The organism is Nocardioides kongjuensis (assembly GCF_013409625.1).
GTDB lineage: Bacteria > Actinomycetota > Actinomycetes > Propionibacteriales > Nocardioidaceae > Nocardioides > Nocardioides kongjuensis.
Genome location: NZ_JACCBF010000001.1, coordinates 4,129,651 through 4,152,192 on the forward strand (window position 1 = coordinate 4,129,651; position 22,542 = coordinate 4,152,192).

Sequence of the window (22,542 nt, forward strand, 5' to 3'; positions counted from 1 at the left end):
GTATCGAGACGCCCTCGTTTTGTCCCTCGCTCACCCCCTCCGGTAGTGTCTGTCCTCGGCTCGCTGCCGAGGGGCTTCCACCCAGATCGGCGAGTCACCCGGGCCTATAGCTCAGACGGTTAGAGCACCACACTGATAATGTGGGGGTCAGAGGTTCAAGTCCTCTTAGGCCCACGGAAAGCCCCGGCCGCGGTCACCGCGGACCGGGGCTTCTTCGAAGGAGGAGCGGTTCATGAAGAAGGTTCTTCTCGCGGTCTTCGGACTGCTCGGCCTGGTCATCGCCGGTCGCAAGCTCCAGGAGAGCAAGGCCGAGCAGGCCCTGTGGGCCGAGGCCACCGACACGCTCCCCAAGAACTGAATCACCCGCTCGGCCGTCGTACGGCTGAGCACGGGGGCCTTGGCGCAATTGGTAGCGCACCTGCTTTGCAAGCAGGGGGTTAGGGGTTCGAGTCCCCTAGGCTCCACCGCCTGACCGGGCTGCGCCTTCGGCGTAGAAACCAGCGAGGTCGGGGATCTCGCGCAACGGCCGCGCCGCCCCGAACGGGGCGTTCCAGAAGTCGCCGACCAACCCGTCGCGGTGCCACGGACCGACGTACGCGTAGGGCTCGGGGAGGAAGCCGTCCCCGGGGGAGACGCCGTAGTTCACCTCGTCGAGGGTGATCCCGAGGTCGAAGTGCTCGGGCCACAGCACCCGGTCGGCGGTCGGGCAGAAGGCGGCCAGCGCGGCGTCACCACGGGCGAAGGCGGCGTGGATCTCGGCGGCCGCCGTCGGGTCCACCTGCAGCAGGTGGGTCTCGTCGAGGCCGCAGCCGTCCTCGTAGACGCCCGCCAGGGTCAGGGGTACGACGCCCGCGGCCTCGCCCACTTCTGCGACCGTGCGACCGGGGAGGTCCACGGCCCGGTCGCCGACCCGCAGCTCGGTGCCGACGACCGACGCGTACGGTGCCCGCACGGCCGCGAAGCCTCCGGGACAGACGGCCAGCCGGATGGTGCCGTGCACCGCGTGCTGGGGACCGGCGAGCAGCAGCTCGGCGACGGTGTGCAACGAGCGTCGGGTCGCGACGAGGTCGGTCATGTCCGGACGCTAGCGCGCGATCCGGGCCGGGCGACCGGCCGACTTCTTACGGATCGGGGACAGGTGGGCGGCGAGCCTTCCGGTCCCCGCGGGTGCGGTGGACGCTGTCAGGATGACGGAGACCGCCTGGCACCGCGTCGACACCGCCGATCTCCCGGAGGAGGGTCGCGTCTCGACGTCGGTGGGTCGACGGACGGTCCGTCGCGCTGACCCGGTGCGGCGGGCGGCTGGGGGCGTTGGAGAACCGGTGCCCCCACCAGGGAGGACCCATCGGCGAGGGGTCCATCGAGAACGGCTGGTTGCGCTGTCCCTGGCACGGCTACGACTACGACCCCACCAGCGGCGAGCCTCCGGAGGGCTTCAGCGACGCCGTCGCGGCGTACGACGTCGACGAGCGCGGCGACGGGACCTACGTGCGGCTCCCGGTCCCGCCCGCACGACACCGCACCGTCTCCGACGTCCTCGTCGAGACGCTGGTCGCGCACGGGGTGGACACGGTCTTCGGGATGGTCGGCCACTCCAACCTCGGCTTCGCCGACGCCCTGCGCCGGGCCGAGGAGCGGGGAGAGGTGCGCTACATCGGCATCCGCCACGAGGGAGCAGCGGCCTTCGCGGCCAGCGCCTACGGGAAGCTGACCGGCCGCCCCGCTGCCTGCCTCGCGATCGCCGGTCCGGGGTCGACCAACCTCATCACGGGCCTGTACGACGCCCGGCTCGACGGGGCGCCGGTGGTCGCGATCTCCGGACAGGTGCCGTCGTCGGCCCGCGGCCGGGGCGCCTTCCAGGACCTCGACCTGTCCGCCGTCTTCCGCGACGTCGCCGTGTCGACCGCGACGGTGGAGGCCGGCGCCGACCACGCCGAGCTGGCGGCGCTCGCGGTGAAGCACGCCGTGGACGGGCGCGGGGTCGCCCACCTCGTCCTGCCCGACGAGGTCCAGGAGCAGCCCAGCGACGCGGCCGCGAGCCTGCCGGACGGTCGCTACGGGCGGGGTGTCGCTCGTCCCGCGGACGACGACGTCGCCCGGGCCGCCGCTCTGCTCGACCAGGCGCGGCGGCCGGTGTTCGTGGTCGGCCAGGGCGCCCGCGGTGCCCGGGCCGAGCTGCTCGCCCTTGCCGAACGCCTGGACGCCCCGGTGCTGACGACCTTCCGGGCCAAGGGTCTGGTGCCCGACGACCACCCGCTCGGCGCGGTGGCTCAGGCCGGTGGACCGCTTGAGGGTGCAGTTGATGAAGATCGCCCGCAGGTCGCCGAAGTCGAGGTCGAGGTCCGTCATGCCGTCCAGCATGGACCGCACGGCACCCCTCGCGGATCGCCCGGATGTGAACAAATGCTGACGACGACGAACGGCACTGGTCAGTGTCGGTGCCCGGTCCTACTGTCGACGCATGACCGCAACCCAGTGGACAGCGGACACCCTCCTGACGCGCTACGACGAGGTCAGGTCCCACACCGAGCGCCTCGCCGCGCCGCTCTCGCCCGAGGACCAGACGGTGCAGTCGATGCCCGACGTGTCACCGACGAAGTGGCACCGGGCGCACGTGACGTGGTTCTTCGAGACCTTCGTGCTGGCGGAGAACGAGGCGGGGTTCGCGCCGTACCAGGACCAGTACTGGTTCCTCTTCAACAGCTACTACGAGGCCGTCGGGCCCCGCTACAACCGCGCCGAGCGCGGGGTCATCAGCCGACCGGGGGCCCACGACGTGGGCGTCTACCGGGGCAACGTCGACGACCGGATGCGTGAGCTCGTCAGCAGCCTCGACCAGGGCACCGTCGACAAGCTGGCCGGCACGATCGAGCTCGGCTTCCACCACGAGCAGCAGCACCAGGAGCTGCTGCTCATGGACATCAAGCACGTGCTCTCGCTCAACCCGCTGCGCCCGACGTACGCCGGAGCCCCGGCCGCGACCACGACCCCCGACCCCCTGGGCTGGGTCGACGTCGAGGGCGGCCTGGTGGAGATCGGCCACCGCGACGCGGGCTTCTCGTTCGACAACGAGCTGCCGCTGCACCAGGTCTGGCTGGAGCCGTTCCGGCTCGCCGACCGGCTGGTGACCAACGGGGAGTGGCTCGACTTCATGGCCGACGGCGGCTACCAGCGCCCCGAGCTGTGGCTGTCGGACGGCTGGGCCCAGGTCAAGGCGCACGAGTGGCGCGCGCCCTTCTACTGGACCCAGGTCGACGGGGTCTGGTTCGAGCACACGCTGCACGGCACCTTCCCGGTCGACCTCGGCCTGCCGGTCAGCCACGTCAGCCACTACGAGGCCGACGCCTACGCGACGTGGGCGGGCAAGCGGCTGCCGACCGAGGCGGAGTGGGAGCACGCCGTGCGCAGCCAGGGCGACGACGACGCGACGGCCAACCTCGCCGACACCGAGACCTGGCACCCCCGCGCCGCGGGCGCGAGCACGGGCCGGCTGCGCCAGGTCCACGGCGACTGCTGGGAGTGGACCTCGTCGGCCTACCTGCCCTATCCCGGCTTCCACCCGGCGGCGGGCGCGATCGGCGAGTACAACGGCAAGTTCATGTCCGGCCAGATGGTGCTGCGCGGCGGCTGCGCGCTGACGCCGCCCGGCCACGCGCGGGCGAGCTACCGCAACTTCTTCCCACCCGGCGCTCGGTGGGCGTTGAGCGGACTGCGCCTTGCCGACGGCGGGGTGCGCGCATGAGCGAGTCACCCCGGGTCTGCGTCCTGCTCGAGCCCGACTGGGCCAGCGACAGCCTCGCGGCCGACGTACGCCGTGGCCTGAGCACCTACCCGCGCACCCTCCCGCCACGGTGGCTCTACGACGACCGCGGCTCCGCGCTCTTCGACGAGATCACCCGGCTGCCGGAGTACTACCCGTTCACCGCGGAGCGCTCGATCCTCGAGACGCACGCCGACGAGATCGCCGCCGCCAGCGGGGCCACGTCCCTGGTCGAGCTGGGCAGCGGGACGAGCGAGAAGTCCCGGATCCTCCTCGACGCCTTCACGCGGACCGGTCAGCTGGAGCGGTTCGCCCCGGTCGACGTGGCCGAGGGGACGCTGCGGCAGGCGGCCGACGAGATCGCGGCCCGGCACCCGGGCCTCGAGGTGGTGGCGGTGGTCGGTGACTTCACCCTCCACCTCGCGCACCTGCCCGAAGGCGGGCGCCGGATGGTCGCCTTCCTCGGCGGCACGATCGGCAACCTCTACCGCGAGGAGCGCGCGGCCTTCCTCGGCGCGCTCGCCGACCAGCTGCAGCCGGGCGACTCGCTGCTGCTCGGCACCGACCTGGTCAAGAGCGCGGACCGCCTGATCGCGGCGTACGACGACAGCCAGGGCGTCACCGAGGAGTTCATCCGCAACAGCCTGGTCGTGGTCAACCGCGAGCTCGGCGCGGACTTCGACCCCGAGGCCTTCTCCTACGTCCCGTTCTGGGACCCCCACATGGAGCGGATGGACCTGCGGCTGCGGGCCGAGGTCCCGCAGCGGATCACCATCCCCGGCGCCGACGTCGTGCTCGACCTCGCGATGGGGGAGGAGATCCGGATCGAGATCTCGACCAAGTTCCGGGTCAGCCGGATCGCCGCCGAGCTCGAGGCGGCGGGTCTCGACGTCGCCCGGGTGTGGACCGACGAGGCGGGCGACTTCGCGCTCACGCTGGCCGTCAAGGCCTGAGCGGATACCCCGCCCGGTTGTGGGTATCCCCGGGACCGGCCTGCGCGTCGGGGTGGACGTGACCGAGATGACGCGGCAAGGTCGGACCTGTGCCGGAGATCCCGGACACACCGCACATCTCGGAAGGTTGTGACGTGAAGAGAGCACTGACGATCGTTGCGTCGGTTGCGACGGCAACAGCACTGCTGGTGCCCGGGGGGAGCAGCAGCGCTGCACCGCAGGCTCCCCAGGTCGCCGCGAAGGCACCGTCGTACACCCCGCCCGCCCCGGTCTGGGGCGCGTGCACGAGCCAGCGTCTGATCGACGCCGGCGCCCAGTGCGCGATGCTCGAGGTACCCCTCGACTACGACAAGCCCAAGGGCAAGAAGATCCAGATCGCGGTCAGCCGGATCCTGCACACGAACCCCGACTACAAGGGCATGATCGCCGCCAACCCCGGCGGTCCCGGTGGCTCCGGCCTCGGCATGTCCCGGCTCGGTGCGGCGATCCCCAACGGCGTCGGCGCCAAGTACGACTGGTACGGCTTCGACCCGCGCGGTGTCGGCAGCAGCACGCCCTCGCTGAGCTGCAACCCGAACTACAAGGGCGCGGGCTACGACCGGCCCAACTACGTGCCGACCAAGAACAAGAACCTCAAGTGGTGGCAGCGCGTCACCAAGCGGTACGCCAAGGCGTGCTCGAAGGCGGACGCCAAGCGGCTGCTGAAGCACATGCACACCACCGACGTGGCCATGGACCTCGACAGCCTGCGCAAGGCGGTCGGTGCGCCGAAGCTGAACTACTACGGCTTCTCCTACGGCACCTACCTCGGCCAGGTGTACGCGACGCTGTTCCCGAAGAAGGTCGGGCGGTTCGTGTGGGACGGCGTCCTCAACGCCGACCGCGCGTTCTACCTGTCGAACGTCGACCAGAACGTCCAGTTCGACAAGAACATCAACACCTACTTCAAGTGGCTGGCCCAGAACAACGCCGTGTTCGGCCTCGGCACGAGTGGCAAGGCCATCCGCAAGGGCTACTACAAGCTGCTCAAGCGGCTCGACAAGCAGCCCGCCGCCGACGGCAAGCTCGGTCCCGACGAGCTGGCCGACGTGCTGCTCAGCGCCGGCTACTACGTCTACGACTGGAACACCATCGGCCTGGCGTACGCCAAGCTGGTCAAGACCGGTGACGGTGCGGACCTGATCGACATGTACGCCGGCCCCGGCGACGACAACGGCTTCGCCGTCTACAACGCGGTGCAGTGCACCGACGCGGTGTGGCCGAACTGGAAGAAGACCGAGGCCGACGCCTGGCGCGTGCACCGCAAGCACCCGTTCCTGACGTGGGGCAACACCTGGTACAACGCGCCCTGCCTCAACTGGCCGGCCCCGTCGCGCAAGGCGTTCGACGTCAGCGGCAAGAAGATCAAGTCGCGGATCTTGATGATCGGTGAGACCAACGACGCCGCGACGGTGTTCTCCGGCGCGCTCGTCACCCGCAAGGCGTTCCCGTCCTCGTTCCTCATCGAGGGCAAGGGCGGTACGACGCACTCCGGCTCGCTGTCCGGCGTCGCCTGCACCGACGACCTCGTCGCCAGCTACCTCGACACCGGCGTGCTGCCGAAGCGCAAGAAGCACAAGGGCAGCGACCTCAAGTGCGACCCGGTCCCGCCGCCGACGGCGAGCGTGTCCGCCCGGGGCACCGGTCCGCTGACGGTCGACGACCGGATGCCGGCCGACCTGCGGCGGCTGATCCTCGAGGCCCAGGCGAGCGGTCGCTGAGGAGGGCCCTGAGAAGGCACGGAAGCACCGGGTGATTGCCACCCACGAGCGGGCGTCGACGTCATCGTCGGCGCCCGTTCGGCTCTCCCGGCCCGAGGGGCATGGCAAGATTCGGCGCGTGAGTCGTGTGGGGAGTCTCGGTGCCGCGCTGGTCGGCGTCCTGCTCCTGACCGGCTGCAGCGGGGATCCCAAGGTCGTCCACCAGGTCGTGCCGACGCCCGAGGCGGTCGTCACCGACTACGACGCCTCGAAGGAGCCGTCGGCCGCGGTGCTGGCCCTGGTGCCGGCGGCCGCCACGACGCTCGAGGTCACCGACTTCGACCAGCTCCGCCTGGTGCTGGGCTTCTCCACGCTCGACGGGGCCACGCCCGGCCCGGAGCGTGACCGGTTCTGGGAGAAGGTCCCGCACACGGCGGCGCTCTCCGAGGGGCTGCTGCGGCCGGCCGACCAGCGGCTGCGCAACCAGTTCGGGATCAGCCAGGACGACGTCTCGTGGGAGGCCAGCTGGTCCGGGGAGTCCGGCAAGGGCTGGGTCCTCGCGTTCCACGACAAGGTGCCGATGCCGGCGATCCACCGTGCCGTCGAGGCCGGAGTCGGCCCGCTGGCCGGTGCCGTCGTCGACGACACCCGCCACCTCGTCACCTCCGCCGCGCCGCCCGAGGCGGCCGACTCCTGGGGGGCCGACCCCGCGCTCGTCGCGCTGACGGGCACGGAGGCGGTCTCGACGTACGTCGAGCGCGGCTGCACCCCCTTCGACACCGTGTTCGGCGCCGGCATGGAGAAGCAGCTCGCCGCGGCGCCGGCGGCAGCGCTGCACGGTCTCGACGAGCTCGACGCCTGGTCGGTCGCGCTCGGCACCGAGCTGGTCACGGTCCAGCTCGGCGAGAAGCGCGGCGACGCCTTCGACCGGGTCCGGCTGGCCGACGTGATGCCGCCGACGGATCCGGACTTCGGCCTGGTCATGAGCCGCGGCGTGGCGGACCCGGCCAGCGGCCGGCTGGGCTACGTCCTCAACGACCCGGCCACTGCGGCCCGGCTCACCCGCGAGGGGCACCTGCCCTTCACGGTCTGCCCGAGCTGACCTTCCCTTCGGCGAAGGTTCCATCTCGGATCCGAGACGAAAGCCCGCGGAAGGTCCTTCCGGCGACCCGATCGCGCGTCGTCGAATGGGAGCACGGGTCACCCGGGACCCGTCCAGGAGGGACCCACGATGACCAGCACCACGCGCGGCGTCGAGCGCCGCACCATCGACGTCGTACCGGCGTCCGAGCGCCACGGCACCCCACGCAGCCAGTTCACCCTCTGGTTCGGGGCCAACCTGCAGATCACCGCGATCGTCGACGGTGCGCTCGCCGTCGTCTTCGGCGCCGACGCCCTGTGGGCGATCGTCGGCCTTCTCCTCGGCAACGTGCTCGGCGGTGCCGTGATGGCGCTGCACTCCGCGCAGGGACCGAAGCTCGGGCTGCCGCAGATGATCTCCTCGCGAGCCCAGTTCGGCGTGTACGGCGCGGTGATCCCGCTCGTGCTCGTGGTCGTGATGTACCTCGGCTTCGCCGCGACCGGCAGCGTCCTCGCCGGGCAGGCGCTCAGCGAGGGTCTGCACCTCGGCGCACCGAAGCTCGGCATCGTGCTGTTCGGCGTGCTCACCGCCGTGGTCGCGACCCTCGGCTACCGCTACATCCACCTGATGGGGAAGATCTCGACCGTCGTCGGGATCGTCGGGTTCACCTACCTCGCCATCAAGATCGTCGCCGACTACGACGTCACGAGCTTCTTCGGCACCAAGGGCTTCGACATCGTCACCTTCCTGCTCGCCATCTCGCTGGGCGCCGGCTGGCAGCTGACCTTCGGCCCGTACGTCGCCGACTACTCGCGCTACCTGCCTGCCGACACCCCGGCGACCACGACCTTCCGCGCCACCTTCCTCGGCAGCGTGCTCGGCTCGCAGTGGTCGATGACCCTCGGCGCGATCATCGCCTCGATCCCCGTCACCGCGGGGGATCCGGGCTTCCTGGGCAACCAGGTCGGCTTCATGGGCGACCTCGCCGGCGGCGGGTTCGTGGCGCTGGTGATCTACCTCGTCATCGTCTGCGGCAAGCTCGCGGTCAACTGCCTCAACGCGTACGGCGGCCTGATGACCATCCTCACCACCACCTCGGCGTTCACCCGCACCAGCAAGGTCTCGCAGACGACCCGTGCCCTGCTGATCGCTGCGTTCCTGGCGACATCGGTCGGCATCGCGCTGTTCGCCTCCGCCGACTTCCTCGACAACTTCAAGAACTTCGTCCTGGTGCTGCTCATGGTGTTCACGCCCTGGAGCGCGATCAACCTCGTCGACTACTACCTGGTCTCCCGCGAGCGGGTGGACGTGCCGGCGCTCTACGACCCGGACGGCCGCTACGGTCGGTGGAACGCGACCGCGCTGGTCTCCTACGCCGTCGGCGTCGTCGCCCAGGTGCCCTTCCTCGCGCAGAAGCTCTACACCGGACCGATGACCGACGCCCTCGGTGGCGCGGACGTCTCCTGGATCGTCGGCCTCGTCGTCACGGCCGCGGTCTACTACGTGTGGGCACGCCGCACGGCGAACCCGCCCGCGGAGACGATCCCGATGCCGGAGAGCGTCTCGGCGCGCGCCGCGGTCTAGGCGCCGCTGAGCTCGTCGTACTGCGCCTTGTCGTGGGCGCAGATGACCGTCACCTCGTCGTTGCCGCGCGCCAGCTCCTGGAGCCGGTCGAGGTTCGCGAGCCGTGCCCGGTTGTCGATCGCCATCAGCCGCTGGAACGCGGCGAGCGACACCGGGCAGGCTGGCGGGTCGGCGAGCTGGCCACCGTGGAAGAAGGCGTCACCGGCGTGGAGCAGCCAGGTCCCGTCGTCGCGGCGTACGGCGACCCCGGAGTGACCACGGGTGTGGCCGTGCAGCGGGACGACCACGACGTCGTCGGCGAGCGCCGTGACCGAGGCGAACCCGAACCAGTCGTCGCCGCCCTCCTCGTGGAGGGTCCACTGCGGGCCGTGCGCCCACTGCGCGCCGACGTACCGGGCCTTCTCGCGCAGGCTCGGGTGCGTGGCGGCGGCGTGCTCGGTCGCGTGCACGTGGACCCGGGCGTTCGGGAAGTCGCCGATGCCGCCGGCGTGGTCGAGGTCGAGGTGGGTGAGCACGATGTCGGTGACGTCGGCCGGGTCGTGGCCGCGTGCCTTCACCTGGGCCAGGGCGGTCTCGCCCGGGTCGAGGTCGGGGCGCACCGTGGTGAGGAACGGCCGACCGAGGCGCTTGCGGTCGGCGAGGTCGCCGGTGCCGAACCCGGTGTCGACCAGGGCGAGCCCGTCGGGCCGCTCGAGGAGCAGGACGTGGGCGACCATGGGGGGAGCGAGGGCGGGCCTCATGGTCGCGCAGTTGAGGTGGGAGATCCGCACGGCGCTCAGCGTGTCACAGCTCGAGGTCGTGCAGGCGCTGAACCGTCGGTGACGTCGGCACCGTGCTCGGGTCGGGAGCGGTGCCGAACAGGCGGTCCGCGGTGCCCGCGGTGGTGACGGTGAACCAGTAGTGCTCGCTCTTGTAGTGGTGCAGGCGGTGGTTGCGCCAGACCTTGCGGTACCACGCCGACCGGGGCCGGTAGTCGCTGTGGAGCAGGTAGTGGGTCCACTCGTAGGCCGACTTGATCGCGTAGATCGCCGTCAGCAGGCTGAACATCGCGCTCGTCGAGGGCGTGACCAGCCAGGCCAGCCCGGTCCAGGCCGGCGCCAGCCAGAGCTGGGCCTGCCACGGGATGAAGACGAGCGGGATCGCGCGCGGGTCGGCGTGGTGCGCGCGGTGCTTGCGGGCGAGCAGCGGGTCGAGGGTGACGGGGCCGAGGTGGCGCGGCTTCCAGTGCAGGATGAACACGTGGACCACCCACTCCACGACCGGGAGGACCGCGACCAACCCGGCCGGGATCGCCAGCTCCCACCAGCTGCCCGGGCCCGCCACGACCCGTCCGGTGACCGCGGCGGCCAGGCAGGTCGCCAGCAGGTAGGGGCTCGGGTGCCGCCAGAACTCGGCGAACACCTCGCCCAGCGTCTGGTTGGTACGCCGACCGGCAGCCCGGTCGCCGACGTACTTCCCGTCGAGCTTCGCGTCGAGCCGGGCCTCGTCCTCGGCCAGCCGGCGCTGCGCGTGTGCCTCGCGCGGGCTCACGCGCCGTCCCCCATCGCGGCGAGGGCGCCGAGCAGCGTGTCGGCGGTGGGGGTCAGCACCCGGGCCGCGGCCGCTCGCGCCGTGGCGGTGTCGCCGGAGCCGATCGCGGCGGTGAGCAGCCGGTAGGGCTCGACCTGCCCGACCTCGCCGGCGAGGACGCCCGCGAGCGCGGGCAGTGCGGGCTCGTAGGCCGCACGCAGGCTGTTGAACATCAGCCGGAACACCATCGAGTCGGCGCCGTCGACGAGCAGGTCCCAGTAGTCGAGGGCGTGCACCTGCCACTCGACCGCGTCGGCGGTCGCGCTCATCGCCTCGGTGACGGCGTCCAGGGCGGTGGCCAGGGCCGGTCCGCCGCGCTCGGCGGCGAGGGCGGCGATCCCGGGACCGACCTCGGCCCGGGCCTCGATCACGCTGCGGCCGATCGACGTGTCGAGCTGGCCGCCGCGGACGAGCAGCCTGGGAAGCAGGTCGAGGCCGGCGGCCCGGCGGAAGTCGCGGACCAGGGTGGCCCCGCCGTGGCGCACCTCCACCAGGCCGGTCTGCGCGATCCGCTGCAACGCTTCGCGGACGGCGGGCCGGGAGATGCCGAGCACCTCCGCGAGACGCCGCTCGCTCGGAAGCGGCTCGCCGGCCGGCAGCTCCCCGTCGACGACCTCGTCGAGGAGCTGGTCGAAGACCTGGTCGGACACCGAGCGGCGGGTGACGGGACGAAGGGCCATGGGTCTGACGGTAGAGGCACGCTGGACTAGTGGTCAAGTGGCCAGACCAGTTGCGGTTTGGTCCCAAACCGCATGCCCGAGGCCCCGAATTGCACGGTTTGGTCCCAAACCGCAACGCCTCGGCCCGCCCCCGTAGGCTGCTGACGTGGTGCGCTGGTGGAGCATGCGGTTGTGGGGTGCCCACCTGCTCGGGCTGGTCTGCGTGTCGATCGCGGTGGGCATGGGCGCGTGGCAGTACGACGCCTGGCAGGCGCGCCGCGACGCCGAGCGGGTCGACCTGACCCACGCGAAGCCGGTCGCGATGACCGAGCTGATCGGTGCCGACGACCCGTTCCCGACGGCCGGGCTGGGGCGTCCGGTGGAGGTGCGCGGCACCTTCCTGCCGGAGGGCACCGTGCTGGTGTCCGGCCGGGCCGGCGCGACGGGCGCCGACGGCGACTGGCTGGTCACCCCGATCACGGTGGGTGACGCAGGGGCTGCCGCCGTTCCCGTGGTCCGGGGGTGGGTGCCCGACGGCACCGACCTCGCGAGCCTGCCGGCCCCGCCGAGCGGCGAGGTCGACCTGGTCGGCTGGCTGCAGCCGCCCGAGGGCAGCGGCCAGGAGGACGACGACCCGCGCGACGACGTCCTGCCCGAGCTGCGGATCGCCGACCTGGTCCAGCGCGTCGACCAGGACCTCTACGGCGCCTACGTGGTCGCCGAGAAGCCGCTGGCGGCCGACGCCGCGGCCGGGATCGAGGGCGCGACGCTCGACCAGCTGCCCGAGGCGAGCCGGTTCACCGGGCTGCGCAACATCCTGTACGCGGTCGAGTGGTGGGTCTTCGCCGCGTTCGCGGCCTTCCTGTGGTTGCGCTACGTGCGCGACGCCACGTCCGAGCGGGTGCTCGAGGAGGCCGACGCCGGGACGGGCGAGGACGCCGTCGTACGCTCGGACCCGTGACCAAGCTCTTCAACGTCTACCGCGTGCTCGCGCTCGTGGTCGGCGTGCTCCTGCTCGTCGGCACCGTCGGCTCGCTGCTGAAGTACCTGCTCGAGGACGGCACCACGCTGCAGCGGCTGGGTGACGACCTCACCCCGATCTGGCTGGTGCACGGCTGGATCTACATCGTGTACGTCGTCGTCGCCTTCCTGCTCACGCAGAAGGCGCGCTGGACGATCCCCCAGCTCGGCCTGATGCTCGTCGCCGGCCTGATCCCCGGCCTGATCTTCTGGGTGGAGCGCCGGGTCGCCCAGCGCCTGCGCGAGGACCACGCGGAGCTCGCGCAGGGCTGAGGCACCTGCGGCACCTGCAGGCGGCTAGTCCCGCGGCTCCTCCGGCAGCGGGTCGGTGAGCGGGTCCGGGCGGGCGTCGGCCGGCGCGGGCGGCGGCGGGACCTGCTCGGGCTCGTCGATCGGCGCGGGCGCGTTGTCGACGAGCAGCTCGTCCGGCGCCTCGGTGGGAGCCGGCGGCGTCGGGGGCGTGGGCGGCACGGGCGGGGTCGTCGGCGAGGTCGGTTCCGGGGCGGACTGCCACGGCGACTCGTTGCCACCCTGCAGCCTCTTGGCCACCGCGGTCACGATCGCCCCCAGCGCACCGAGGACCACCAGCTTCTTGAGCTTTCCCATGCCCTGCGCTCCCTTCGACGTTCCCGACCCCGACCGGGTCGACGACTCCATCCCACCATGTACCCGGAGGCGGGGGTCAACCCCCGGTGCGTGGGTGGCCGGGCCTGTGGTGGGGCGTGCGGGCGTCAGTAGGATCGAGGTCGTTCCGCACCACACCCGTACCACCTGGAGACGAGGCACTTCCATGGCAGAGCAGCAGGCCGTCCTGAAGACCAACAAGGGCGACATCACGCTCAACCTGTTCCCGAACCACGCGCCGGAGACGGTCGCCAACTTCACCGGCCTCGCCTCGGGCGAGAAGGCGTACGACGCCGGCAACGGTGCGTCCGGTCCGTTCTACGACGGGCTCACCTTCCACCGGGTCATCCCCGGCTTCATGATCCAGGGCGGCTGCCCGCTCGGCACCGGCACCGGCGGCCCGGGCTACACGTTCAAGGACGAGCCGCACCCCGAGCTGGTCTTCGACAAGCCCTACCTGCTCGCCATGGCGAACGCCGGCCCGGGCACCAACGGCTCGCAGTTCTTCATCACCGTCGGCCCGACCATGTGGCTGAACTTCAAGCACACCATCTTCGGCGAGGTCGCCGACCAGGCCGGTCGTGACGTCGTCGACGCCATCGCCGCCGTCCAGACCGGCCCGATGGACCGCCCGGTCGAGCCGGTCGTCATCGAGTCCGTCGAGCTCATCGGCTGACCGACTCGCATGAGCACCCCTCCGGTCGGAGTGCCGACCTGCTACCGGCACTCCGACCGCGAGACCTGGATCCACTGCCAGCGCTGCGAGCGCCCGATCTGCCCCGACTGCATGCGTGAGGCATCGGTGGGCTTCCAGTGCCCCGAGTGCGTCGCCGAGGGCCGCAAGTCGGTGCGCCAGCCGACAGCCGCGTACGGCGGCACGCCGTCCTCGAACCCCGCCCTCACCTCCCTGGTCCTGATCGGCATCAACGTCGTCGTGTGGATCGCGATCACGGCGTCGGGCGGCAACGGCAGCCGCCTCGGCGAATGGCTCGCCCTGCGGGCGCGCGGCTTCTGTCTCGACGGCGACGGCATCCTCGTCACGACCGAGGCAGCATGCAAGGCCGGCGTCTCTTCGACGTGGGTCCCGGGAGTGTCTGACGGCGGCTACTGGGAGCTGCTGACCAGCATGTTCACCCACGTCCAGCCGCTGCATCTGGGCTTCAACATGCTGGCGCTGTGGTTCCTCGGGCCGCAGCTCGAGCGCGTGCTCGGTCGCACCCGTTTCCTTGCGGTCTACCTCCTGTCCGGCTTGGCCGGCTCGGTGACGGTCTACTGGTTGTCCTCCGAGTTCGGGGGCACCGTCGGCGCCTCCGGCGCGGTCTTCGGGATGATGGGCGCGCTCGTGGTCGTCGCCTACAAGATCGGCGCGAACCCCCAGGAGCTCCTGGTGTGGATCGGCATCAACGTGGTCTTGACCTTCACTCTCTCGAACGTCTCCTGGCAAGGACACTTCGGCGGCTTGGCCGGCGGTGCCGCGATCGCCGCCGTCCTCGTGTTCGCGCCGAAGGAACGTCGGACAGCCGTCCAGGCGGCCGGCCTGTGCGTGATCGGTGCCGTGCTCGTGGCCGCCACCGTGCTCCGCACGCTCACCCTCACCTGACCCGGCACAAACTGGCTCCCCCATCGCGTCGACCCGGCAGAAACTTTCTGCCGGGTCGGGCTGTTTCTCGAGCCAGTTTCTGCCGGGTCGGCGTTTTCCCCAGGGTTGTCCACCGATGTGGATGAATGACACCCATGTAGTTCTCCCCAGCTGTGGACATCCCTGGGGAAAACGGGCTGTGGAAAAACGACCGCGCCGGCGGACCAGGGCGGTCCGCCGGCGCGGCGTACGAGGCTGCGGGAGGCCTACTCCCAGCGGGTGGCGAAGGCGAAGCCGACGGCCATGAACCCGATGCCGACGAACAGGTTCTTCTGGCCCAGGTCGTTGAGGATCGGGATGTCCTTGGGGTCGTTGCCCGTCAAGAAGATGTAGAAGACGCAGATCCACAGCAGGCCGATGAGGAAGCAGGCCAGCATGCTGATCACCACGCCGCGGCCCCGGCCCATCGGGGTGGACGGGTGGGCGGAGACCATCAGGCCGAGGAAGAACGCGATGAAGCCGATCAGGTAGTTCTTCGTGTCGAGGTCGGCGAAGAACGACGGGCCACCCGGCTGGACCGGCTTGCCGGACTTCGTGAACGTCGAGGTCCAGCCGTCCGAGGGACGGATGCCGTAGTAGGTGTAGAGGACCCAGCCGATACCGCCGAGGATCAGCACCAGCGCGATGGCGAAGCGGATGCTCAGCAGGGGGCCGCGATCGGGGTCGCCGAAGACCTCGCGCTCCTTGCGCTTCGACAGGCGGGACGACTTCGCCACGGGTGGCTCCTCGATCAGGTTCAGTGGTGGTGGACACTGTCAGTATGACGGGTGCCCACGCCGGAGGTACGACGGGCCGCCGACCCGAGGCGCGCAACCGCTCCCGGGCGTGGCGGGTGGGCACCCCTGCGGTGGTGCTGCTGTGTGGTGCGCTGCTCGCCGTCTCGGCGACCAACAGCGAGGGATCCGACCTGCGCCCGGGCCGCTACACCGACCTCGCGGGCCTGGTCGAGGGCGAGGCGTCGGACTACCGCAAGGTCGAGGCCAGGTACCAGGAGCTGTCCGACCAGGTCGACCGGCTCAGCGCCGGCGTCGGCGACAAGAGCGTGCGCGACGCGCGGCGCGAGATCGCGAAGCTGCGCGACCCGGCCGGCATGACGCCCCGCACCGGACCGGGCCTGAAGATCACCCTGTCCGACGCGCCGGAGGAGCTCCTCGACGACGCCGTCGAGCGCAACAAACACCTCGACCCCGACGAGCAGCTCAACCTCAACCGGTTCGTCGTGCACCAGCAGGACATCCAGGCCCTGGTCAACGCGCTGTGGCGCGGCGGCGCCAGTGCCGTCACCATCGCGGGCCAGCGGGTCATCTCCACGACCGGGATCCGCTGCAAGGGCCCGGTCGTCCAGCTCCAGGGCGAGCCGTTCCCGCAGCCCTACGTCATCGAGGCGGTCGGCGACGCGGGCGAGCTCTACGCCTCGGTCGCCAGCGACCCGATCGTCGCCGGCTACCGCAAGGACGCCGACAACCCGCTCATCGAGATGGGCTGGGACCTCGAGCTCGAGGACCGGATCGAGGCGCCGGCGTACGACGGCCTGGTCGACCTGCAGTACGCCCGGCCCCTGCGCTGACCTCGAAGCTCAGGGACGCACGCGGCCCAGCGGGTTGAGCGGGTCGGTCCCGTTGGCGACCTCCTGGCCGTCGCTGACGCCGTCGCCGTCGGTGTCCGGGTTGGTCGGGTCGGTCCCGCGGGCAGCCTCGTCGGCGTCCGGCAGCCCGTCGCCGTCGGTGTCGGTGACCGGCGGTGCCGGCTCGTAGGTCGACACGAAGATGACGACGTTGGAGCCCTTCGCGAGCGTCCCGTTTGCGGGGATCTGCTCGGTGACCCGGCCCTTCTTCTGGCTGGTGTCGTCGGCCGACGCGGGTCGGACGACCGGCACGAAGCCGGCGTCCCGGATCGCCTGCTCGGCGGCGGCCTGCTTCATGCCGACCACGCTCGGCACCGTCTCCGGCCCGTCGGACAGGCACAGCTCGACCGTGGCGTCCTGGTCGACCATCGTGTTGGCGGCCGGGTTCTGCTCGACGACGGTGTTCTTGGGCTCGTCGGTGTCGCACTCGCGCTCGGTGATGTTGCGCTCGGCGATGCCCGCGTCGACCAGGGTCTGGATCGCCGCCTTGCGCTTCTGCTCGACCACGGACGGCAGCGCGAACTGACCCTTGCCGAGCGAGACCACGAAGCTGATCCGGCTGCCCGCCTCGACGTAGTCGTCACCCACCGGGTCCTGCTCGATGACGCGGCCGGCCTCGATGGTGTCGTCGTTGCGGACGCTGACGGTGCCGACCTCGAAACCGGCCTTGCCGATCGCGGCGCGGGCGTCGTCCTCGGTCATCCGGACGACGTTCGGCACCCGCTCCGGCGGCGGCGTGTTGTCGAAGAGCCGGGGCAGCACGAAGAACGCCGTACCGATCAGCGCGGCGATCAGCAGGCCCAGGAGGACCCACAGGGTGGCCCGGCTGCGACGGTCGCTCTCGCGGTCGCGGTCGGGCGGCAGCGGCTGCCGGACGGCGGTCTCGTGGTGCTCGACCGGGGCGGCGTGCCGCGGCGCGACGACCGACGTCTCGCTGGTCTCGGCGGGCAGCACGGCCTGCACCGGCCGGCCGGCGAGGTAGCGCTCGATGTCGGCGCGCATCTGGGCCGCCGACTGGTAGCGGTCCTCGACCCGCTTGGCGAGCGCCTTCATCACGATGGCGTCGACCTCGGGGGTGAGGTCGTCCTCGTGCCGCGACGGGGGGACGGCGGGCTCGCGGACGTGCTGGTAGGCGACCGCCACCGGGGAGTCGCCGACGAAGGGGGGCCGGCCGGTCAGCAGCTCGTAGAGCAGGCAGCCGGCGGAGTAGACGTCGGAGCGGGAGTCGACGGTCTCGCCGCGGGCCTGCTCGGGGGAGAGGTACTGGGCGGTGCCGACGACGGCCGCGGTCTGGGTCATCGAGGACTGGGCGTCGCTCATCGCGCGGGCGATGCCGAAGTCCATCACCTTCACGTCACCGGACGGGGTGAGCATGACGTTGCCGGGCTTGATGTCGCGGTGGATGATCCCGGCGCGGTGGCTGTAGTCGAGCGCCGACAGCACGCCGCTGGTGATCTCCAGGGCGCGCTCGGGCAGGATCTTGCGGCCCTCACGCAGGATGTCGCGCAGCGTGCGGCCGGCGACGTACTCCATCACGATGTAGGGGACCACCTCGGTGCTGCCGTCGAGGTGGGTCGTGCGCTCCTCGCCGGTGTCGTAGACCGCGACGATCGCGGGGTGGTTCAGCGACGCGGACGACTGCGCCTCGCGGCGGAAGCGGGCCTGGAAGGTCGCGTCGCTGGCGAGGTCGGTGCGCAGCCGCTTGACGGCCACGACCCGACCGAGCCGGGTGTCGGTGCCCTTGCGGACCTCGGCCATGCCGCCGCGGCCGAGGAGCTCACCGAGCTCGTACCGTCCGCCGACGACGGGCCGGCCGGCGCCGGGCTCGTGCGGAGGAGTGGTCACTGGGCACCACCTGTCAGGTCGGTGGGAGCGGTGGGCAGGGTGACGGGGTTGCTGGGCTGGGTCGGCTCGGTGGTCGGCTCCTCGGGGACCGGGCCCCAGTAGTAGACGACGATCGAGTCGCCGACGGTGAGGGTGCCGTTGCGGGAGAACCGGGACACGGTGCCCTCGTCGCAGCCGCCGTCGTTGGTCCGGGAGTCCTGCTCCCAGGTGACCTTGAGGCCGTCGGCGCGCAGGTCGGCGACGGCGTCGTGGTAGTCGCTGAAGCAGGTGTACTGGTCCTCGTCGACCTCGACGGTCTTCGGCGCCTCGGTGGTCGGCTCCGTCGTCGGCTCGGTGGTCGGCTCGGAGGACTCGGTGGTCGCCTCGGTGGTCGGCGTCGTGCTCGTGTCGTCGACCGCCGGGGTGTCGTCACCGCGGTTGCCGAGCAGCAGCACGGCCGCGACCACGGCGAGGATGACGAGCACGATGACGGCGAGGGCGATCGGCCAGGGCGACTTGCGCCGCTCGTCGTCGTCCGGCGCGGGCCGGGCGTCGCCGGCGTACGCCGACGGGCTGTCCAGGCGGCGCATCGGCTGGGACGGCGGCTCGGCGGGAGTGGGGACCGGGACCGGCACGGGCGGCACGACCCCGGTCAGCACCCGGGTGCCGTCGTCGGGCTCCGGGGTCGCCGCCGCGGCCGCGACCTCGGGCGAGCGCAGCGCCTCCGCGAAGGCGGCGCCGTCGGCGTACCGCTCGGCAGGGTCCTTGGCCAGTGCGCGGCGCACGACGGCCGCCAGCGGAGCGGGCACGCTGGGCGGCAGCTGCGGGACCGGCTGCTGGAGGTGGGCGAGCGCGGTCGCGACCGGCGTCTCGGCCTCGAACGGGCGGCGCCCGGACAGGCACTCGAAGGCCACCACGCCGAGCGAGTAGACGTCGGAGGCGGGCGTCGACGGGTTGCCGCGGGCCTGCTCGGGACTGAGGTACTGCGGCGTGCCCATCACCGAGCCGGTGCGGGTCAGCGCCACCGAGTCGAGCGCACGGGCGATGCCGAAGTCGGTGATCTTGACCGTGCGGTCGGGGGTGACCAGCAGGTTGGCCGGCTTCACGTCGCGGTGCACGATGCCCGCGCGGTGGGCGACGCCGAGGGCGTCGGCGGCCTGCGCCATCAGGTCCTGGACGACCCCCGTGTCGAGGGTGCGGTCGCTGGCGCGGGCGTTGGACAGCAGGGCGGAGAGCGGCTGGCCGTCGACCAGCTCCATGACGAGGTACGGCGGCAGGTCGCCGCCGTCCTCACCGGCGCCGTAGTCGTAGACCCCCGCGATGCCCGGGTGGTGCAGCGCGGCGGCACTGCGCGCCTCGCCCTCGAACCGGCTGCGGAACAGCGAGTCGTCGGCGTACTCGGGCTTGAGGACCTTGACCGCGACCGGCCGGCCGAGCCGGGTGTCGGTCGCGCGCCAGACCACGCCCATGCCGCCGGTGGCGATCATGGAGTCGAGGCGGTAGCGACCGGCCCGGTCGGCGTACCTGCTCTGCTCGGAGGTCACTTCTTCAACACCGCTTCCATCACTGCCTTCGCGATCGGACCACCGAGCTGGCCGCCCGCGATCTCGCCGCACGCCACGTCGGGCGCCTCTTCGATCATGACTGCCACCGCCACCTCGGCGTCCTCCGCGGGCGCGAAGGAGACGAACCAGGCGTACGGCGGCTTGCCGCCCGCGCTGCACAGGGAGTCGCCGCGCTGCGCCGTGCCCGTCTTGCCGGCCACCTTGACGCCGGGGATCGCGGCCGGCGACGCCGTGCCGTTGTCGACCGTCGCCTCGAGCAGCTGGGTCAGCTCGCCGGCGGTCTGGGCCGACACGGCGTGCTCGTTGAACACCTCGGGCTCGCTCGTGCGCAGCACGTTGAAGCCGGCCGTCTGCACCTTCTCGACGAGGTAGGGCCGCATCAGCGTGCCCTGGTTGGCGATCGCGGCGGTGACCATCGCCATCTGCAGGGGCGTCGCCTGCACGGTGTTCTGGCCGATGCCGGTCTGCGCGGTCTCGGCGAGGCTCAGCTCGCGGGTGCCGCCGCCCTCGCTCTCGGGGACCTCGACGTCGGCCGGGTAGACCGACTGGACCTGGCCCTGCAGGTCGCGCAGGTAGTCGCTGTTGAAGCCGAAGGCCTCGGCCTGGGCGCGCATCTTGTCGGGGCCGACGTCGACCGCGAGCTGCGCGAAGGTCGTGTTGCACGACCACTCCATGGCCGTCGCGAAGGAGATCTTGGCCGGGCTGCACTGGCTGCGCCCGTCGTTGGCGATCCGGTGGCTGGTGCCCGGCGGCTGGTAGGTCGCGCCTGCGGGGACCTGGTCGCCGGCGTGGAACTTGCCGTTCTCGATCGCCGCCGCCGCGGTCACGAGCTTGAACGTGGAGCCCGGGAACAGCCGGGTGCGGATCGCCCGGTTGAGCAGCGGCTCCCGCTCGTCGGCGTCGAGCTGCTGGTAGGCGGCCGAGGCCTTCGCCGAGTCGTGGCTGGCCAGCTCGTTGGGGTCGTACGACGGGTAGCTGGCCATCGCGAGGATCCGGCCGGTCTTCGGCTGGATCGCCACCACGGAGCCCTCGCCGCGCGGGCCGAGGGTGTCGCGCAGGCCCTCGAACGCGGCCTTCTGCGCGGCCGCGTCGAGGGTGAGCACGACGTTGCCGCCCTGCGCGGTCTCGCCCTTGAGCAGGTCGACCAGCCGGGTCACGAACAGCTGCGGGTCCTCGCCGGTGAGCACGGCGTTCTGGCTGCGCTCGATGCCGGTCTGGCTGCCGAGCTGCAGGTAGCCGGTGACCGGGGCGAACATCCGGGCGCCGGCCTCGGGGTAGACGCGCAGGTACTTGTAGCGGTCGTCGACCGGCTTGCTCGTCGCCACCGGCTCGTCGCCGACGATGATCTGGCCCCGCTCGCGGCTGTAGGACGCCTCGGCGACGCGGGCGTTGCGCGGGTCCTTGTTGTAGGAGCCGGACTTCACGAACTGCACGTAGGTCACGTTCGCCATCAGGGCGAGGAACAAGAACATGCAGAAGATGGACACTGCGCGGATCGGCTTGTTCATCGCTCGGTCACCACCTTCACGATCTGGGTGGCCTGCTCGTCCGGGTCCTCCGCGTCGGGCGCGAGGTCCGGCAGGGGACGGCGGGCCTGGTCGGAGATGCGCAGCAGGATCGCGATGATCACCCAGTTCACGACCAGGGACGACCCGCCGTAGGACAGGAACGGTGTGGTCAGGCCGGTCAGCGGGATCAGCCGCGTGACGCCGCCGATGACGACGAAGACCTGCAGCGCGAAGACCGCGGCGAGACCGGTCGCGACCAGCTTGCCGAAGCCGTCGCGGGAGATCAGGGCGGCGCGCAGCGCGCGCTCCACGACGAGGCCGTAGAGCAGCAGCACCGCCATCACGGCGGTCAGGCCGAGCTCCTCGCCGATGGCGGCGAGGATGAAGTCGGACTCGACGTACGGCACCCGCTGGGGCATGCCCTCACCGAGGCCGCGGCCCACGAGCCCGCCCCAGGCGAAGCCGTAGAGCGCCTGCACGAGCTGGTAGCCCTTGCCGTCGGCGTCGGCGAACGGGTGCAGCCAGATGTCGACGCGGCTCTGCACGTGGCCGAAGATGCGGTACGCCGCGGTGGCGCCGCCGAAGAACAGGAGGGCGCCGACGACCAGCCAGCCGGGACGCTCGGTGGCGACGTAGAGCATGACCAGGAAGAGGCCGAAGAACAGCAGGCTGGAGCCGAGGTCGCGCTGCAGCACCAGGATGCCGAGGCTGACCACCCACATCATCAGGATCGGGCCGAGGTCGCGGCCGCGGGGCAGGTCGACGAAGACGACGCGGCGCCCGGCGAGCGCGAGCGCGTCGCGGTGGACCACGAGGTAGCCGGCGAAGGTGATGACGAGCAGCAGCTTGGCGACCTCGCCCGGCTGGAAGCTGAACGGGCCGAGCGAGATCCAGATCTTCGCGCCGTTGATCGAGGTGCCGAGGCCGGGGACCATCGGCAGGACCAGCAGCACGATCGCGGCCAGGCCGGAGGTGTAGGTGAACCGCGCGAGGAGCCGGTGGTCGGGCAGCGCGACGAGCGTGCCGACGAAGAGCGCGACGCCGAGCGTCATCCAGGTCAGCTGCTGGCTCGCCAGGCCGGTGTCCTTGGCCAGGTCGACGCGGTGGATGATCGCCAGGCCCAGGCCGTTGAGGGCGGCCACGACGGGCAGCAGCACCGGGTCGGCGTAGGGCGCGACGATGCGGACCGCGACGTGGGCCGCCACGACGAGCAGGGTCAGCCAGCCGCCGTACCCGATCAGGTTGGCGGGCACCTCGCCGTCGACACCCAGGCCGACCGCGGCGTAGGCGCCGATGCCGACGATCAGGGCGAGCACGAGCAGGAACAGCTCCGCGCCCCGCCGGCGGCGGTGCACGAATCCCATCAGCGCGGAGTTGGCGGGCATGTCCGGAC

The 22,542-nt window shown here is 71.6% G+C and carries 21 protein-coding genes, 2 tRNA genes and 1 pseudogene; 14 read left to right on the forward strand and 10 right to left on the reverse strand.

Features of this window, described 5'->3' with window-relative positions; translation table 11 throughout:
- Window positions 1-100: 100 nt before the first annotated feature.
- From BJ958_RS19890 to BJ958_RS19895, 3 genes are all read left to right on the forward strand, one after another.
- A tRNA-Ile gene (locus BJ958_RS19890) sits at window positions 101-174 on the forward strand.
- A 58-nt stretch (window positions 175-232) separates the two neighbouring features.
- The gene (locus tag BJ958_RS27390; protein ID WP_218865884.1) at window positions 233-358 is read left to right on the forward strand and encodes a DLW-39 family protein; all 126 of its coding nucleotides are present in this window, start codon (window positions 233-235) and stop codon (window positions 356-358) included.
- A 33-nt stretch (window positions 359-391) separates the two neighbouring features.
- Window positions 392-464 (forward strand) — tRNA-Ala (locus BJ958_RS19895).
- Here BJ958_RS19895 and BJ958_RS19900 read toward each other — a convergent pair.
- Entirely contained in the window at window positions 455-1,075 is a 621-nt protein-coding gene (locus BJ958_RS19900; RefSeq protein ID WP_179728603.1) for a hypothetical protein, read from the reverse strand. The genes BJ958_RS19895 and BJ958_RS19900 overlap by 10 nt on opposite strands.
- Window positions 1,076-1,311: 236 nt before the next feature.
- Between BJ958_RS19900 and BJ958_RS29325 the strand changes: the two are divergent.
- The 6 genes and pseudogenes from BJ958_RS29325 to BJ958_RS19930 all read left to right on the forward strand — a co-directional run.
- Window positions 1,312-2,202 (forward strand): annotated as a pseudogene (locus tag BJ958_RS29325) (thiamine pyrophosphate-binding protein); the annotation flags it as partial.
- Between the two features lie 259 nt (window positions 2,203-2,461).
- Window positions 2,462-3,742: an ergothioneine biosynthesis protein EgtB gene (gene egtB, locus BJ958_RS28105; protein WP_179728604.1), complete on the forward strand. Its 1,281-nt coding sequence runs from the start codon at window positions 2,462-2,464 to the stop codon at window positions 3,740-3,742.
- The gene (gene egtD, locus BJ958_RS19915; RefSeq protein WP_179728605.1) at window positions 3,739-4,713 is read left to right on the forward strand and encodes an L-histidine N(alpha)-methyltransferase; all 975 of its coding nucleotides are present in this window, start codon (window positions 3,739-3,741) and stop codon (window positions 4,711-4,713) included. The genes egtB and egtD overlap by 4 nt, the downstream gene beginning before the upstream one ends.
- Window positions 4,714-4,847: 134 nt before the next feature.
- Complete coding sequence (locus BJ958_RS19920) at window positions 4,848-6,473, forward strand: alpha/beta fold hydrolase (RefSeq protein WP_218865887.1); 1,626 nt, start codon at window positions 4,848-4,850, stop codon at window positions 6,471-6,473.
- A gap of 118 nt (window positions 6,474-6,591) precedes the next feature.
- Entirely contained in the window at window positions 6,592-7,554 is a 963-nt protein-coding gene (locus tag BJ958_RS19925; protein ID WP_179728606.1) for a hypothetical protein, read from the forward strand.
- 129 nt (window positions 7,555-7,683) lie between these two features.
- Window positions 7,684-9,117 carry a purine-cytosine permease family protein gene (locus BJ958_RS19930; RefSeq protein WP_179728607.1) on the forward strand — a complete coding sequence of 478 codons (1,434 nt, stop codon included), beginning with the start codon at window positions 7,684-7,686 and terminating at the stop codon, window positions 9,115-9,117.
- Here the strand turns inward: BJ958_RS19930 and BJ958_RS19935 are convergent.
- From BJ958_RS19935 to BJ958_RS19945, 3 genes are read right to left on the reverse strand one after another with little or no spacing between them, the layout of a single operon-like run.
- Entirely contained in the window at window positions 9,114-9,887 is a 774-nt protein-coding gene (locus tag BJ958_RS19935) for an MBL fold metallo-hydrolase (protein ID WP_218865889.1), read from the reverse strand. The genes BJ958_RS19930 and BJ958_RS19935 overlap by 4 nt on opposite strands.
- Window positions 9,888-9,900: 13 nt before the next feature.
- Window positions 9,901-10,647 carry a sterol desaturase family protein gene (locus tag BJ958_RS19940; RefSeq protein WP_343052751.1) on the reverse strand — a complete coding sequence of 249 codons (747 nt, stop codon included), beginning with the start codon at window positions 10,645-10,647 and terminating at the stop codon, window positions 9,901-9,903.
- Window positions 10,644-11,366, reverse strand: a complete 723-nt coding sequence (locus tag BJ958_RS19945; protein WP_179728608.1) for a FadR/GntR family transcriptional regulator — start codon at window positions 11,364-11,366, stop codon at window positions 10,644-10,646. Before BJ958_RS19945 ends, BJ958_RS19940 begins: the two co-directional genes overlap by 4 nt.
- Before the next feature lie 145 nt (window positions 11,367-11,511).
- Here BJ958_RS19945 and BJ958_RS19950 point away from each other — a divergent pair, with 145 nt between their 5' ends.
- Window positions 11,512-12,306, forward strand: coding sequence for an SURF1 family cytochrome oxidase biogenesis protein (locus tag BJ958_RS19950; RefSeq protein WP_179728609.1), 795 nt, complete (start codon window positions 11,512-11,514; stop codon window positions 12,304-12,306).
- Window positions 12,303-12,638 carry a DUF3817 domain-containing protein gene (locus BJ958_RS19955; RefSeq protein ID WP_179728610.1) on the forward strand — a complete coding sequence of 112 codons (336 nt, stop codon included), beginning with the start codon at window positions 12,303-12,305 and terminating at the stop codon, window positions 12,636-12,638. The genes BJ958_RS19950 and BJ958_RS19955 overlap by 4 nt, the downstream gene beginning before the upstream one ends.
- A gap of 24 nt (window positions 12,639-12,662) precedes the next feature.
- On the opposite strand, the gene BJ958_RS19960 is transcribed toward BJ958_RS19955, so the two are convergent.
- Entirely contained in the window at window positions 12,663-12,971 is a 309-nt protein-coding gene (locus BJ958_RS19960) for a hypothetical protein (protein ID WP_179728611.1), read from the reverse strand.
- 184 nt (window positions 12,972-13,155) lie between these two features.
- Between BJ958_RS19960 and BJ958_RS19965 the strand changes: the two genes are divergently transcribed.
- Window positions 13,156-13,665, forward strand: coding sequence for a peptidylprolyl isomerase (locus BJ958_RS19965; RefSeq protein ID WP_179728612.1), 510 nt, complete (start codon window positions 13,156-13,158; stop codon window positions 13,663-13,665).
- 9 nt (window positions 13,666-13,674) lie between these two features.
- Window positions 13,675-14,589, forward strand: coding sequence for a rhomboid family intramembrane serine protease (locus BJ958_RS19970; protein WP_179728613.1), 915 nt, complete (start codon window positions 13,675-13,677; stop codon window positions 14,587-14,589).
- Window positions 14,590-14,834: 245 nt separating this feature from the next.
- Here the strand turns inward: BJ958_RS19970 and BJ958_RS19975 are convergent, their stop codons facing one another.
- Window positions 14,835-15,344, reverse strand: a complete 510-nt coding sequence (locus tag BJ958_RS19975; RefSeq protein ID WP_179728614.1) for a cell division protein CrgA — start codon at window positions 15,342-15,344, stop codon at window positions 14,835-14,837.
- Between the two features lie 44 nt (window positions 15,345-15,388).
- Here BJ958_RS19975 and BJ958_RS19980 point away from each other — a divergent pair, with 44 nt between their 5' ends.
- Window positions 15,389-16,195 (forward strand): DUF881 domain-containing protein, encoded by an 807-nt coding sequence (locus BJ958_RS19980; RefSeq protein WP_179728615.1) that lies wholly within the window; start codon window positions 15,389-15,391, stop codon window positions 16,193-16,195.
- A gap of 9 nt (window positions 16,196-16,204) precedes the next feature.
- On the opposite strand, the gene pknB is transcribed toward BJ958_RS19980, so the two are convergent.
- The 4 genes from pknB to BJ958_RS20000 are packed head-to-tail and all read right to left on the reverse strand — an operon-like array spanning window position 16,205 to window position 22,534.
- Window positions 16,205-18,097 (reverse strand): Stk1 family PASTA domain-containing Ser/Thr kinase, encoded by a 1,893-nt coding sequence (gene pknB, locus BJ958_RS19985; protein WP_179728616.1) that lies wholly within the window; start codon window positions 18,095-18,097, stop codon window positions 16,205-16,207.
- Window positions 18,094-19,620 carry a protein kinase domain-containing protein gene (locus BJ958_RS19990; protein WP_179728617.1) on the reverse strand — a complete coding sequence of 509 codons (1,527 nt, stop codon included), beginning with the start codon at window positions 19,618-19,620 and terminating at the stop codon, window positions 18,094-18,096. The genes pknB and BJ958_RS19990 overlap by 4 nt, the downstream gene beginning before the upstream one ends.
- Complete coding sequence (locus BJ958_RS19995; protein WP_179728618.1) at window positions 19,617-21,149, reverse strand: peptidoglycan D,D-transpeptidase FtsI family protein; 1,533 nt, start codon at window positions 21,147-21,149, stop codon at window positions 19,617-19,619. Before BJ958_RS19995 ends, BJ958_RS19990 begins: the two co-directional genes overlap by 4 nt.
- Complete coding sequence (locus tag BJ958_RS20000) at window positions 21,146-22,534, reverse strand: FtsW/RodA/SpoVE family cell cycle protein (protein ID WP_179728619.1); 1,389 nt, start codon at window positions 22,532-22,534, stop codon at window positions 21,146-21,148. Before BJ958_RS20000 ends, BJ958_RS19995 begins: the two co-directional genes overlap by 4 nt.
- Between the last annotated feature and the right edge of the window lie 8 nt (window positions 22,535-22,542).

Bases quoted from the DNA above. Each gene is read 5' to 3' on its own strand.
- BJ958_RS27390 (WP_218865884.1), top strand. From the start codon at position 233: ATGAAGAAGGTTCTTCTCGCGGTCTTCGGACTGCTCGGCCTGGTCATC.
- BJ958_RS19900 (WP_179728603.1), bottom strand. From the start codon at position 1,075: ATGACCGACCTCGTCGCGACCCGACGCTCGTTGCACACCGTCGCCGAG.
- egtB (WP_179728604.1), top strand. From the start codon at position 2,462: ATGACCGCAACCCAGTGGACAGCGGACACCCTCCTGACGCGCTACGAC.
- egtD (WP_179728605.1), top strand. From the start codon at position 3,739: ATGAGCGAGTCACCCCGGGTCTGCGTCCTGCTCGAGCCCGACTGGGCC.
- BJ958_RS19930 (WP_179728607.1), top strand. From the start codon at position 7,684: ATGACCAGCACCACGCGCGGCGTCGAGCGCCGCACCATCGACGTCGTA.
- BJ958_RS19945 (WP_179728608.1), bottom strand. From the start codon at position 11,366: ATGGCCCTTCGTCCCGTCACCCGCCGCTCGGTGTCCGACCAGGTCTTC.
- BJ958_RS19960 (WP_179728611.1), bottom strand. From the start codon at position 12,971: ATGGGAAAGCTCAAGAAGCTGGTGGTCCTCGGTGCGCTGGGGGCGATC.
- BJ958_RS19965 (WP_179728612.1), top strand. From the start codon at position 13,156: ATGGCAGAGCAGCAGGCCGTCCTGAAGACCAACAAGGGCGACATCACG.
- BJ958_RS19970 (WP_179728613.1), top strand. From the start codon at position 13,675: ATGAGCACCCCTCCGGTCGGAGTGCCGACCTGCTACCGGCACTCCGAC.
- BJ958_RS19980 (WP_179728615.1), top strand. From the start codon at position 15,389: ATGACGGGTGCCCACGCCGGAGGTACGACGGGCCGCCGACCCGAGGCG.
- BJ958_RS19995 (WP_179728618.1), bottom strand. From the start codon at position 21,149: ATGAACAAGCCGATCCGCGCAGTGTCCATCTTCTGCATGTTCTTGTTC.
- BJ958_RS20000 (WP_179728619.1), bottom strand. From the start codon at position 22,534: ATGCCCGCCAACTCCGCGCTGATGGGATTCGTGCACCGCCGCCGGCGG.